General features: G+C 32.5%; 12 protein-coding genes and 3 tRNA genes. 3 read left to right on the top strand and 12 right to left on the bottom strand.

Translation table 11 applies throughout. The annotated features are described in order from the left end of the window. Positions 1-10: 10 nt before the first annotated feature. From ACE193_RS07650 to ACE193_RS07695, 10 genes are all read right to left on the bottom strand, one after another. On the bottom strand, positions 11-2329 hold the full coding sequence (locus ACE193_RS07650; protein ID WP_375562413.1) for a BamA/TamA family outer membrane protein: 2319 nt from the start codon (positions 2327-2329) through the stop codon (positions 11-13). Positions 2330-2607: 278 nt separating this feature from the next. Beyond that, complete coding sequence (locus ACE193_RS07655; RefSeq protein ID WP_375562414.1) at positions 2608-2994, bottom strand: hypothetical protein; 387 nt, start codon at positions 2992-2994, stop codon at positions 2608-2610. Between the two features lie 60 nt (positions 2995-3054). Next, positions 3055-4503 carry a M28 family metallopeptidase gene (locus ACE193_RS07660; protein WP_375562415.1) on the bottom strand — a complete coding sequence of 483 codons (1449 nt, stop codon included), beginning with the start codon at positions 4501-4503 and terminating at the stop codon, positions 3055-3057. 96 nt (positions 4504-4599) lie between these two features. Continuing rightward, on the bottom strand, positions 4600-5175 hold the full coding sequence (locus tag ACE193_RS07665) for a hypothetical protein (protein ID WP_375562416.1): 576 nt from the start codon (positions 5173-5175) through the stop codon (positions 4600-4602). A 178-nt stretch (positions 5176-5353) separates the two neighbouring features. Continuing rightward, positions 5354-6538, bottom strand: a complete 1185-nt coding sequence (gene tuf, locus ACE193_RS07670) for an elongation factor Tu (protein ID WP_375562417.1) — start codon at positions 6536-6538, stop codon at positions 5354-5356. Between the two features lie 101 nt (positions 6539-6639). Further along, a tRNA-Thr gene (locus tag ACE193_RS07675) sits at positions 6640-6711 on the bottom strand. A gap of 163 nt (positions 6712-6874) precedes the next feature. Next, positions 6875-6947, bottom strand: a tRNA-Gly gene (locus ACE193_RS07680). Between the two features lie 118 nt (positions 6948-7065). Continuing rightward, positions 7066-7148: transfer RNA gene (locus tag ACE193_RS07685), tRNA-Tyr, on the bottom strand. Positions 7149-7496: 348 nt separating this feature from the next. Continuing rightward, positions 7497-7868 carry a preprotein translocase subunit SecG gene (secG, locus tag ACE193_RS07690; protein WP_375562418.1) on the bottom strand — a complete coding sequence of 124 codons (372 nt, stop codon included), beginning with the start codon at positions 7866-7868 and terminating at the stop codon, positions 7497-7499. 131 nt (positions 7869-7999) lie between these two features. Continuing rightward, the gene (locus ACE193_RS07695) at positions 8000-9310 is read right to left on the bottom strand and encodes an exo-beta-N-acetylmuramidase NamZ domain-containing protein (protein WP_375562419.1); all 1311 of its coding nucleotides are present in this window, start codon (positions 9308-9310) and stop codon (positions 8000-8002) included. A 205-nt stretch (positions 9311-9515) separates the two neighbouring features. Here ACE193_RS07695 and ACE193_RS07700 point away from each other — a divergent pair, with 205 nt between their 5' ends. Then, entirely contained in the window at positions 9516-10061 is a 546-nt protein-coding gene (locus ACE193_RS07700) for a phage holin family protein (protein WP_375562420.1), read from the top strand. Between the two features lie 90 nt (positions 10062-10151). Next, on the top strand, positions 10152-10583 hold the full coding sequence (locus ACE193_RS07705) for a hypothetical protein (protein ID WP_375562421.1): 432 nt from the start codon (positions 10152-10154) through the stop codon (positions 10581-10583). Between the two features lie 7 nt (positions 10584-10590). Here the strand turns inward: ACE193_RS07705 and ACE193_RS07710 are convergent, their stop codons facing one another. Further along, positions 10591-11568 (bottom strand): glycosyltransferase family 2 protein, encoded by a 978-nt coding sequence (locus tag ACE193_RS07710; protein ID WP_375562422.1) that lies wholly within the window; start codon positions 11566-11568, stop codon positions 10591-10593. A gap of 217 nt (positions 11569-11785) precedes the next feature. Between ACE193_RS07710 and ACE193_RS07715 the strand changes: the two genes are divergently transcribed. Continuing rightward, positions 11786-12304, top strand: a complete 519-nt coding sequence (locus tag ACE193_RS07715) for a GNAT family N-acetyltransferase (RefSeq protein ID WP_375562423.1) — start codon at positions 11786-11788, stop codon at positions 12302-12304. A gap of 32 nt (positions 12305-12336) precedes the next feature. Here the strand turns inward: ACE193_RS07715 and ACE193_RS07720 are convergent, their stop codons facing one another. Next, positions 12337-12891 (bottom strand): hypothetical protein, encoded by a 555-nt coding sequence (locus ACE193_RS07720; RefSeq protein WP_375562424.1) that lies wholly within the window; start codon positions 12889-12891, stop codon positions 12337-12339. Positions 12892-13033: the final 142 nt, after the last annotated feature.

The following is a 13033-nucleotide window of genomic DNA, read 5'->3' on the forward strand; positions in this document are numbered from 1 at the left end:
GTTTTTTAGATTAGAAAGGATACCCAATAGCAATATTCAAGACTAAATTTTCTTTTCGCCAATCTTTATCTCTAATTTTTATCTGACTGGCTACCCACCGTTCATTTTCTGGAAGCCAAGGTTTGCTAAGAGGAAAAGCTACATCAAAACGAAGAACAAAAAAAGTAACATCAACTCTAAGTCCTGCACCAACACCCAAAGCAATATCATTTATAAAATTATTTGAATTAAATAATCCTCCTTCACGATTTTTGTCATTTTTCACAAGCCAAACATTTCCTGCATCTGCAAAAACAGCACCTTTAAACACACTATAAATAGGAAAACGATATTCAATATTTGCTTCCAAACGCATATCCCCTGTTTGGTCGTAAAAAAGTCCACTTGTACTATCTTTTGAAATATACGAACCAGGTCCTATCGAACGAGCTTGAAAGGCACGAATACTATTTGCTCCCCCTGCAAAAAACTGCTTTGTATAAGGCAAAACATCAGCATTTCCATAAGGAATACCCACACCAGCAATAAAACGAGTGGCTATTTTGTGATGGGTTTCATCATTAAAATTGATATAATACCTAAAGTCTATATCTGCACGAGCATATTGTGCATACGGCTCACTAAAAATAGTATAGGGTTCTGCACCACTAGATTTCCTAGACACAAAAATACTTTGAATACTATGAATTAGATTTCCACCTATGTCAATATTTCCATTAAAAAATAGATGGTTTTTATTTTTTCTAGTATTTTCATCTACACCAGCAGCACTTTGATAGGTAAATGAATAATTTCCACCAAAAATAAATTGATTTTGAAAACTTCGCTGTAAAAGTGGATTATCTCCAATCGCTTCATTGAAAAGACTGGTTGTGTCCATCAAACGCACATAATTTATAGAGATTGGATTAAAACGGTGTCTTTTAGTGGCTGTTTCTTGCCAATCGTAACCAAATTGAGCTGTTCCAGAAAGTAATTTGAAATAGTTTACTCTACTTAATAATCGTATATCTCCTTGAAAAACAGTTTTGGGAACATACTTTTGAGCCAAACTAGGAATTTTAATTGGCGTAATAAAACGAGGAATATATACTTCCAAACCAGCACCAAGTTCATACGAGTAAAGTCCATTTTGTTGGTTCGGTTGTTCGACGCTTTGATTTGAGTTGCGTCCACTAACTTGCGTTTCGAAACGTCCATCTAAACGAACAACTAAAAGTTCTGCACCACCAAAAGCATTTTTGTTGCGATAACTCATATTTAATCCAGGACCTGCAAAATTATTTGACTTCGAAACCAAATTTAGCTCTGCTCTCAGTGATTTTCTTTTTGCAGGAACAAGCTGAATATACGCATCTAAATAACCTTCACTTCCTAAAGAATCAACAGGTTTGTATCGAATATCTGCAAATTTTAAAGCTCCTAATCCCATCAAGCGTTTTAAAGTTTGTTCGTGTCTTTCTGCTGAATATAGTGTATCAGGGTCTAAAAAAATAGAACGAGCCAATATTTCTGGACGAAACTGACACTCTTCCATCATACAATAAAAAGTAGAATCTCCTTCTAACCTTCCTATTCTCTGCAATTTTTTAGAATTTTGTACAGAATCCATTCCCATTTTATAATTGGGAAATAAAAATACATTTCGAATTCGGTAAGGCTTTCTAGCAAGATTGGGCATTTGCTTTTTTACCTGCATATAAACATTCATTTTTCGATTGCCGATTGTCGAATCTACTTTATAGATGATAAATTTATCACTAAAATAAAAATACCCTCTTTCTTTTGCATAATCATTCAACCTACTTCTTTCCTGTTCTAATAGCTGAAAATTATAAGGGTTGCCTGTTTTCAAGAGTGTTTCTTTTTGTGCATTATTTAGGACACTTCCTAGTGGCTCAGGTTCTTGAGGAAAATTAATGGTATCTAATCTGTAAGGTTGATAAACAGTAGGAGTATAAATTATTTCTGCTGTTTTTCCATCTTGTTTGATTTTTGCCTCTGTTTCTGCTTGAAAATGACCATTTGCCAAAAGCCTATTCAAAATAAGTTTACGAACTCGTTCTTCATTCACATCTTTTATAAGAATAGGAGGTTTTCCAACTTTGGTCATTACCCAGTGCTTAAAACCTTTTTCTTTTTCAGTATAAAATGTATGATAAAAAGCCAACCTTGGGCGCATCCATAAAAATTTTGTATTTGGTTCTGGCGACAAAACTTCTTCAGCTTCTAGTTCAATACGGTCTTGTTCTGGGATTTTGCCTTCTTTTCTATCCCATTTTATTTCGCTTCCTGTATATAATGGATTTTCTTTGGTGATTTTACTCATCCCAGTACAGCCACTAATAAAAAAAATACTACCTAGAAAAAAGCTAATTATAAAAAAATGTGCAAAAAAATGAGGTACGAAAAGAGAAAAAATGTTTCGCATTTGATAAAACGAGGATTAAACTATGAAAATGAAGAAATACAAGATATACTTTGCTTTTGTATCAACTTTTATATCTCAATTTTGTTTGGTGTAACAACTTCTAAATCAACTTACTTTTAAAGCAAAAAAACAGAAACTCAAAAATTAAGTTCCTGTTCTTTAGACTTTCTATTTTTTTACTCTTCATCAGGATAAGGCACAAACACAAACCTTGTAAAGCCTTCATCAATAACAAAAAGACAACAAAATTCTTCTGGATTTTTGTAAGCAACTTTAAAACGTTCGCTGCCTTCTTTATCCAAAATATTTCTTTGCTCAAACTCTTCTAAGAAAGAAGCATAATAATCCCATTCCAACTCAGGCATTTCACGTTGCGAAAATAAAACTTGTCCGATAGGTTGTTTTGCTTTACAAATTGGAAAAACAGGATACGAAGAAAAGCCTCTTTTTTTGATTTGATAAGCAGCTTCTTTCAAATTATCTGCAATCTTGACAAAGTTTGTCGTTAGTTTGCCTAAATATTTTGAGTCTAACTCTGCATCGTTGTAATTTTCTATATCCATTCTTAATCAGTTAGCAGTTACCAGTAATTAGTAACCAGTTTAAATACATTTTAATTTTATTTAGCGAATAACTTCTCTTGGAAAACTTACAATACTTTCGTATCCGTTTTCATCAACCGTAGCTACTCCAAAAAGATAATTGTCGATGACAATATTTTCTAGTACAAAGGTAATTTGTTCTGTTGTATTTGTATCATTTTGATAAAATTCTTTTGGCACAAAACGAGCATTTTGCCATTGTGGAGCAGTGGTTTCTCTCCAATAAATTTTGTAACCTACAATAGTAGAGGAAGTACTTGAGTTTTCTTGTTTTGGTCTGTCCCAAGAAAGCGTAGTCGAAGGCTGAACAGCTCCACCGATTTTTACATTTTGAGGTGCTAAAGGCGACCAACCCAAACCTGCAAGTACAATCGCATTGACCGAGGTGAGTTTTGCCAAATACTCAAAATTTACTCCTGCTACTACATCACCATATTTTATTCCATCTTCTTCTCTAATATCTTGATGCTGACGGTTATAATTTTCGTGGCTTTCCATGATACGAACACCTGCAAAACCTTCATCATTAAAAGGTCTATGATGTCCACCTCTTCCAAATCTATCCAAACGATAAATCATTGTAGGATTCATTTCAGGCATATACTTTTGAGTTGTAGCATGAATATAACGAGCAAGCTGGCGAGAAATTCCGTCTATTTCGCCTCCGTAATAACGTCTTCTATTTCTTTCTTGTTTGGTTTCGGTAATGGGATTTGGTTCTGAAAAAATACGAAAACTACGATTATCAATCACACCATTAACACCCTCAATATTTCCAATCATATCATTATTGATTACTCCAATTATATCCCAATTATCCTTTTTTGCTTGTTCTGCCATAAATTTACCTCCAAAAAGTCCTTGTTCTTCGCCTGAAAGAGCAGCAAAGGCAATACTATTTTTGAATTTAGATTTTCCTTCAACATGATATTTTGATAAAACTCGTGCAGCTTCCAAAATACCAGCAATTCCTGTCGCATTGTCATTCGCCCCTTGTGCATCAATCGTATAATTAGTTACGTCAGAAGCACGAGAATCAATATCGCCAGACATGATAGCATAACTATTAGGGTTTTCTGTTCCTCTCAAAATAGCAACTACATTGACAATCCAAACATCATTTACGATGCGCTCATTTGCTCCTTTTTTGAGTAAATTCCTTTGATAAGAAACTTCTAAACAACCATTACATTCTACCGAAATTTTATCAAACTCTGCTTTTATCCATCTTCTAGCTGCGCCAATTCCACGAGTTTCTGAAACAGTATCTGAAAGTGTATGACGTGTTCCGAAGTCTGCTAATTTTTTGACATCATTTTCTACATTTTGAGTAGAGATATTTTTTATAATATCATACATTTTAGGGTCGTATTCAGAATAGCTTTCAGAATTTTGAGCAAAACTTTGAGTAAAATAAAAACTAGAAAATAATAGAAATACAGAAAGTAAAGGGATATGAAGTAATTTCATCTTAGGGAGAGTTAATTTTATGGATTAAGTTTTAATTCTTTTCAACTCAAATAATAAGATTTAGTTTTTGAATTAGATAATTACTTGCTTGAAACTCTATTCTATAAAACCTCCATTAGCATTACGAAATATTCTAGGTTTACTTTTAAAATAACTAATTGTACGAATTGCTTTAGTAGAGTCTTCTTCTGAAACATGCCAATATAAAGAAGTCCTGACTGTATCAAGATTATTTTTATGGCTAATTCTTATTTTGGGAGAATAAGTGTCTATATTTTTCTCCATAATCTTATCCAAATAAACATAATCAAACTTTTCTATAGCATGATTAAACTCTTTTATGTCAATAGGTAAATTATCTAATGAATCAGACAATATTTGATGATTACAATGACTTGGAATTAGAAAAGTATCTTCTTCATAACAAAACCCTTTTGCTACCACATCATTTATATCTTCGGCATAAATTTGATAATAGACTTTTAAACGTTTTTTAGTTTTTGGTTGAAAATTGATGTAGCCACAGCTTCCAATAATTGTATCACATTCTACAAGTTGATTTGTATCAATATCAAATACATCATCAAAGGGATTATAAGTAGGAGTTTGTTTGTAAAACATAATTCCAAGACAAAGAAGAAGAGCCGAACAGAGATAAAATAATCGTTTCATAACTTGAATTTATCAAAAAAAATGGAATTAAGAGTAATTTGAGAAAGATTATTTAATAGAAATAATATTCAAACATAAAAAAAATGACATTACTTTCAAAAGAAAATAATGTCATTTTTAAATATATGATTTATTAATCGTTTTTTATTCAGCTTATGAAAGAGAATAAAAATTTAGATTAAAGAATTTCAGTTACTTGACCAGCACCTACTGTACGTCCACCTTCACGGATAGCGAAACGAAGACCTTTTTCCATTGCAATTGGTTTCAACAATTCAACAGTAATAGTGATGTTATCACCAGGCATAACCATTTCAACTCCTTCAGGAAGTTCAATAGCACCAGTTACATCTGTTGTACGGAAGTAGAACTGAGGATTGTATCCTTTAAAGAATGGAGTATGACGACCACCTTCTTCTTTCTTCAATACGTAAACTTCTGCTTTAAATTTAGTGTGAGTAGAAACCGAACCTGGCTTAGCGATTACCATACCACGTTTGATTTGTTCTTTATCAACACCACGTAAAAGAATACCAGCGTTATCACCAGCTTCAGCAGCATCTAATAATTTACGGAACATCTCTACACCTGTAACAGTAGATTTGATTGGAGCTTCACCTAATCCTAAGATTTCGATTGGCTCACCTACTTTGATAGCACCACGTTCTACACGACCAGTAGCAACAGTACCACGACCAGTAATAGAGAATACATCCTCAACAGGCATCAAGAATGGTTTGTCTGTAATACGAGGAGGCAATGGAATACCTTCATCAACAGCAGACATTAAAGCCAAAACAGTATCAACCCACTTGCCTTCTCCGTTCAATGCACCAAGTGCAGAACCTTGAACAACAGCGATGTTATCACCATCAAAATCATAGAAACTTAAAAGATCACGGATCTCCATTTCTACAAGTTCTAATAATTCTTCATCATCTACCATATCCACTTTATTCATGAATACAACGATAGAAGGAACACCTACTTGGCGAGCCAAAAGAATGTGTTCACGAGTTTGAGGCATAGGACCATCAGTAGCAGCTACCACAAGAATAGCTCCGTCCATTTGAGCAGCACCAGTAACCATGTTTTTTACATAATCGGCGTGACCTGGACAGTCAACGTGAGCATAGTGACGATTAGCTGTCTCGTACTCTACGTGAGAAGTGTTGATAGTAATACCACGCTCTTTTTCTTCAGGAGCGTTATCAATTGAGTCAAAACTACGAGCTGCAGAGTGACCTGCATCTGCTAATACTTTCGTAATTGCTGCAGTTAAAGTAGTTTTACCGTGGTCAACGTGACCAATAGTTCCAATATTTACGTGAGGTTTCGAGCGATCGAAGGTTTCCTTAGCCATCTTAACAAAGAATTTAAAATAGTATGAGAATAGTATGAAAAGGTAATTCTTAATAAAATAATAACATAACCTATATGATACACTTGGTAGAGCCTACGTAGAGCCAACGATGGGAATTGAACCCACGACCTCTTCCTTACCAAGGAAGCGCTCTACCCCTGAGCTACATCGGCTTATAGCATGATACAAACTTTCCATAATCTAGTCTCTTGTTTTATTTTTTTAGAGGATTAGTCTAAAAACATAAAATAGAGATTAGTGAAAAGTTTGTGTCTAATTAGTGTTATCTAATGTTGCTATAAAAAATACCAATAGTTATGTATCAGATTATATTAGAGCGAGAGACGAGGCTCGAACCCGCGACCTACAGCTTGGAAGGCTGTCGCTCTACCAACTGAGCTACTCTCGCATATAAATTGAGGTTTAAGATAAAGTCTTAAAAATCAAAGTTTGGTTTTATTTGAAATAATACCATCTATTCCTAATGAATAAATATAAAAATAACTTTACAAATGTAAAAATTATTGTGGGGGGAGCAGGATTCGAACCTGCGAAGAAATTAATCAACGGATTTACAGTCCGTCCCAGTTGGCCGCTTTGGTATCCCCCCAACTAGATTTGTTTAGCTTTTTCTAAACATTGCTTCAAAACAAATTTAAAATTTTGTGTTTAGTTTGTGTGTTAAAGCGAGTGCAAAAGTACAGACTTTATTTTTACAATCCAAATTTTTTAAATAAAATTTTAAATTATTTTTCAGAAAAACTGTTAATTACTTAAAAAGTAAGCTGTTATAAATTTAATAATTTACTTGATGTAAACTTAACAAATCTATAATTTGTTTTTAGTCTTTTTCGTTCCATTTCTAACTAAATTAGTTGAAAATTAATTTAGTTAGAAATAGTTTGAAATTATGTTGCTGTATTTTTTAATCCTAACCTTTTGTTAGAATATTCTATCTTTATTGTTGTCCTTCAGTTTCTTTATCAGGATCAGAAGGGTTTGTTACATCATTTTGATCAAGCTGAGAACCACCCATTTGGTTAGGGTCAAGTTGTTCTTTTGCTTTTTCAACGTTTGGACTAATATATGTATCTGCTGGTTTTGCGTCAGTAAGGAGTGTTGCTCCAATACTTCCAACAAAAACAATAGCTATAAGTGTCCACGTAATTTTTTCCATTATGTTAGTGGTATTTTTTGCTCCCATGATTTGATTTGCGCCTGCGCCTCCAAATTCTTTAGAGATTCCACTACCTTTCGGTTCTTGTGCGAGTACTACGACCATTAAAAGAATGGCAACAAATAGTACAATGCTAATTAAGACGTATAACATATATTTGTTTCTTAGATTTCAAATTTTGATTCTCTCAAATTATATATTTCTTCTTTTAGAAATTATTGAGAGCGCAAAGAAAGCACTTTTTTAGGGATTATCAAAAAAATGCTTGAAAATACTTTGATTTTTTATTCAAAATCTTGATATAACAAGTATTTTTTTCTCCTTGCTTTATACTCTTCTAAGTCTTTTTGCCATGTTTTTTTGATTTCTTGTTCTGTCAAACCTGCTTTTATTTGGTCTTGTAGTTTATCATTTCCTGCTAGTGTATTGAAATAAGAATTGAAGAAATTATCTTTTTTACCTTCTAAATTCTCATCTTTTATCATCTGATAAAATTCTAAAATAGGTTTTAAAGAAAAACTGCTTTCTAGCTTTTGAGTTTGATAATCAATTCCATAACAAAGTTTGTTTTCGAAAGGTGGATATTTCGCACCTTCATTTGGTTTTGGAGTGAAAGAAATAGTAGATTTTTTTTGTGGAAAACTAGGATGCCCCACAACTTCAAAAGGAAAGTCTGTTCCACGTCCTACGCTCATTGTTGTTCCTTCAAAAAGACACAAAGAAGGATAAAGTAAAATAGAATTTTGAGTAGGAAGATTTGGCGAAGGTGCGATATTTAGCGTGTAATTATCCTTGTGGGAATAGTTTTGACACGAAATAACTGTTAAGTTGTCTCCTAATTGTATCTTTTGTTTTTTGCCATTTTCTAGCCATTTTTCGCCTTCTATCATCTTTGCAAGTTCGCCTACTGTCAATCCGTGAACAATCGGAATTGGGTGCATTCCTACAAAAGATTTGTACTTTTCTTCTCTGATACAACCATCCACATAAAAGCCGTTTGGATTTGGTCTATCTAAGATTATAATTTGTTTGTTATACTCGGCAGCAGCTTCCATACAATAGTGCATCGTGCTGATATAGGTGTAAAAACGTGCGCCAACATCTTGAATATCAAAGATTAGAACATCGATATTTTCTAATTGGTTTTTAGTTGGTTTTTTATTTTTTCCATACAAAGAAATTATATCAATTCCTGTTTTGGTGTCTTTTCCATTTTTGATTGTTTCGCCTGCACTGGCTGTTCCACGAAAACCATGTTCGGGAGCGAAAATAGTTTGTATATTTATTTTATTTTCGTTATTATTTTTGAGTAAATAATCTACTAAATGAAGGGAATCATTATCTTTATAAATGACTGAAGTATGATTGACAATCATTCCGACACGTTTGTTTTTGATTAAATCAAAATACTTTTCTGTTTGGGCTGCGCCTATGATAATTTGTTTTGATTGGCTTGAGTTTGATATAATTTCTGTTTTGGTTGAATCTTGATTGACCATTTCGGTCTTATTTTCTTGAGAAATAGCGACTTTATTATTGGTACAAGAAAAAAACAAGAGGGAGAAAAGCGAAAGATAGAGAGTAATTGAGTTCATTTTTTTATTTAGTGAATGGTTGATTTTAAGATTTGAATTTAGAGTTTTTATTAAGAAGTCATTTAGCAATGATTAAAATATCAAATAGCTTAAACTTTTTCGAAACAAGAGTGTTTTTGAAATAATTATTGATAAACCTTCAAAAATTGTTATTTTTAGCCTTTAATTAGATATTCCATTTTTTCAACTGAAATTTTTACAGCTCGTGGACAAACAACAAATTATAGAACAAATTAAGAAATATTTTGGTATAGATGCTTTGACAAAAGAAGTAAAAATATATATTGATTTACAAACAGAAATTATCAAGACTTCTATTGTGGAAGGTTCTTCAAAAGCAATTTTTGGAATTATTAAAGGTGCTGTATTTGCTTTTTTGGGGCTTTGTATTTTTATTTTTGGTAATTTAGTAATAGGTTTTGGGCTTAGTGAATGGTTTTTTAATTCTCGTTATTGGACAGGTTTCTTTATTTTGACGCTGTTTTATAGTACACTTGCACTTATTTTTGCTGCTGTACAGTCTTTTATTCAGACAAAAGTAGAAAAAGGAGTAAGTGACGGAATAAAAGGAACTCCTTTAGAATTGACCAGTTTGGATGAAATAACTTATCCAGAAAAGAAACTTAAAAGGTTGAAAGAGGAGCAGCAAGAAATAGCTAAAACCAGTCAAAAAAATATAGAAAAAGAAGCTTCAACCCCATCAAATCCTAATCTACCAACACAAAATGAAAATAATGTTGATACAAACTAAAATTAGCTAATTTTTATCATTAAAAACAATCCAGTTACAAATAGTAATTTTTCATCTTTATTTTCATCATTGTTTATTTTTAGTTTAATCATGGAAAAATCATTTAAAGCGCATAAAGAAGAACTTTTAAAAGCTCAACAAGGTCAAAAGCTAAGACTTCAAAATCAATTTGTAGATACAAAAGACGAAACAACCAAAGTAGCAAAATTGGCACTTATTGGTGGTGCTTCTGCTTTTGTGGGAATTAAAGTAGTTAGTTTTGTATTTGGAATGTTTAGAAAGAAAAAACGTAAAAAAGCCAAAAATCAAGAACCTCAAATCGTATATGTGCAACAAGGAAATAATGATGCTGTATTAGCTACCAAAAATAATAAAGGTGTGGGTTCTGTTATTTGGACACTCCTTTTGCCTATGGTAACTAATTTTGCCAAACAAGCAGGTACAAAAGCTGCTGAAAAATATACTGCTGAATTAATGGAAAAATATAAAGATAAGTTGAACTTGGATAAGTTTTTTAAGTAAACTCTTCTTATATTTCTTTTGATATGATATAATCATTTCTTTCATTAGAATGAATAACTATCATTTCGGCAAGAAAACCAACTAAAAAAAGCTGAGTACCAACACTAATAGCAAGAAGTGAAATATAAAAAAGTGGTGCATCAACAGGTTCACGAGAATGAATACCAAGTAATTTTTCTAATAGAAGCCAAAAAGCAATTCCAAACCCCATAAAAAAAGAAAGCAAACCGAATGTGCCAAAAAAGTGCATCGGTTTTTTCTTGAATCTTGTAATAAAAGTAACTGAAAGCAAGTCTAAAAGTCCATTTGTAAAGCGTTCTAAACCAAACTTTGTACTTCCAAACTGTCTTGCACGGTGTTCGACTACTTTTTCTCCGATTTTTGTAAAACCATTCCATTTTGCCAAAACAGGTAAATAACGGTGCATTTCTCCATAAACATTTAAAGTTCTGACAACTTCAACTTTATAGGCTTTTAATCCACAATTAAAGTCGTTTAGTTTGATTCCTGAAAAAGCACGAGTGGCAGCATTGAAAAGTTTGGTAGGAAGTGTTTTGGAAAGTGGGTCGTGGCGTTTTTTCTTCCACCCTGAAATCAAATCAAAGTTTTGATTTTTGATTAAGTCATATAATTCTGGAATTTCGTCTGGACTGTCTTGCAAGTCTGCGTCCATTGTAATGACTACATCTCCCCTCACAATTTTAAATCCTGCATCTAAGGCTGCCGATTTTCCGTAATTTCTTGAAAAACAAATTGCTTTTACACTTTCGTTTTTTTGTGCTAATTCTTCAATTACTTTCCACGAATTATCTGTACTTCCATCATTTATGAATATAATTTCATACGAGAAGTTGTTTTTTTCCATTACTTTCACAATCCAATCATGCAAAGGAGGTAATGATTCATCTTCATTAAAAAGAGGAATAACGATTGAGATTTGTAAAGAAGAGGTTAATGTATTGGAAGAGTGAAGAAGGTCAGACATGTTTCTACAAGAAATAATTACGAATTAAAAATTACGAATTACGAATATAACTCGTTTGATAATAGTTTAGCTAAAAACACAAAACTGAAAGTTTATATAATCTGTGTTTATCGAAAAATTGAAAACAAATTTATTCCTATATTTTTTTGTTTTGCTACATTTAATTGAGCAAATTTACATACTAAAATAGACAAACGCTTATTATTTATTCTAAATTATGAAAAAAACAACAATACGTAGAGCTACTGAAAAAGATGTTCCTCAAATTTTTGATTTGATTGTCGAACTTGCTATTTATGAAAAGGCAGAACACGAAGTCAGTACAACTCCTGAACAAATGACTATTGATGGATTTGGAGAGAATCCTTCTTATGGTGCAATCGTGGCAGAACAAGGCGACACAATTATAGGATTTTCACTTTTTTATATTCGTTATTCTACTTGGAAAGGACGCTGTTTGTACTTGGAAGATTTTTTAGTAAATGAAGAATATAGAGGTGAAGGAATAGGTAAACTTCTTTTTGAAGCGACTATCCTAGAAGCCAAACGCCAAAACACGAATATGATGACGTGGCAAGTCTTGGATTGGAATACACCAGCTATAACCTTTTATGAAAAATGGGAGGCTACTCTTGATTCAGAATGGATAAATGGAAAATTCTACCAAGATTACTTAGATAACTACAAAGTAAGATTTTTAGATAAACTAGACCCGAATAAAGTCTTATTAGACTAAAAACAGGTAACAATCAACTCATTATCAATATACTATTTACTTCCTCTTGCATTTGGTGTTTCATTTCTTGTTGGAGGAGGACTCATATCTAAAGGGCTTGGAAGCTCATTAAGGCTTTCAGTTACTCCAAAACGTTTTAAAGATTCTTGATTATAGGCGACGGCTGCTAGTTCGGGTGTATCAAAAACACCTAAATAAATCCGTTCGCCTTGGTCATAAATAATAGCTCTATATTTCTTACCATCTTTCGAAACTCCTCTGTAATTATTTGGGGTATGATTGGTTTGATGACGACGAAGTTCTGACATGGTTGCCCATTCTAAATTTTCTATCTGACAATTTAATTTATTAGAATCAAGCATACGTACAAAAAGCCTTTTATCAGTATCTTGCTTTTTGACAAAGTTATCAGCTAATATTTTGTGCATATAAAGCGTCTGAATTTTGCCAAACTTCATTTGTTGAAGCACAGCATAGCCAGCCGAATGTAATCGCCAACCTTCATGAATTCCTTTTTTACGTAAATACAAAAAACCTTGACGACAAAGTTTTACTTTTTTATCAGAGTTGGTAAGATCAATATGCATGACAGAATAGAAATATTTTTAGTAAAATAACAAAGTAGCAAAATGTAGAAAATTTGATTATACTTTTAGCCTTTTATAGGGGAGGAAAAAGGGTTTAGTTTTAAACAAAAATACAAAATTTAAAGCAAAATTAGGTAGTAGA

Source organism: Bernardetia aquimarina (assembly GCF_042180575.1).
Classification (GTDB): domain Bacteria; phylum Bacteroidota; class Bacteroidia; order Cytophagales; family Bernardetiaceae; genus Bernardetia.

Bases quoted from the DNA above. Each gene is read 5' to 3' on its own strand.
- ACE193_RS07650 (WP_375562413.1), bottom strand. From the start codon at position 2,329: ATGAGTAAAATCACCAAAGAAAATCCATTATATACAGGAAGCGAAATA.
- ACE193_RS07655 (WP_375562414.1), bottom strand. From the start codon at position 2,994: ATGGATATAGAAAATTACAACGATGCAGAGTTAGACTCAAAATATTTA.
- ACE193_RS07660 (WP_375562415.1), bottom strand. From the start codon at position 4,503: ATGAAATTACTTCATATCCCTTTACTTTCTGTATTTCTATTATTTTCT.
- ACE193_RS07665 (WP_375562416.1), bottom strand. From the start codon at position 5,175: ATGAAACGATTATTTTATCTCTGTTCGGCTCTTCTTCTTTGTCTTGGA.
- tuf (WP_375562417.1), bottom strand. From the start codon at position 6,538: ATGGCTAAGGAAACCTTCGATCGCTCGAAACCTCACGTAAATATTGGA.
- secG (WP_375562418.1), bottom strand. From the start codon at position 7,868: ATGTTATACGTCTTAATTAGCATTGTACTATTTGTTGCCATTCTTTTA.
- ACE193_RS07695 (WP_375562419.1), bottom strand. From the start codon at position 9,310: ATGAACTCAATTACTCTCTATCTTTCGCTTTTCTCCCTCTTGTTTTTT.
- ACE193_RS07705 (WP_375562421.1), top strand. From the start codon at position 10,152: ATGGAAAAATCATTTAAAGCGCATAAAGAAGAACTTTTAAAAGCTCAA.
- ACE193_RS07710 (WP_375562422.1), bottom strand. From the start codon at position 11,568: ATGTCTGACCTTCTTCACTCTTCCAATACATTAACCTCTTCTTTACAA.
- ACE193_RS07715 (WP_375562423.1), top strand. From the start codon at position 11,786: ATGAAAAAAACAACAATACGTAGAGCTACTGAAAAAGATGTTCCTCAA.
- ACE193_RS07720 (WP_375562424.1), bottom strand. From the start codon at position 12,891: ATGCATATTGATCTTACCAACTCTGATAAAAAAGTAAAACTTTGTCGT.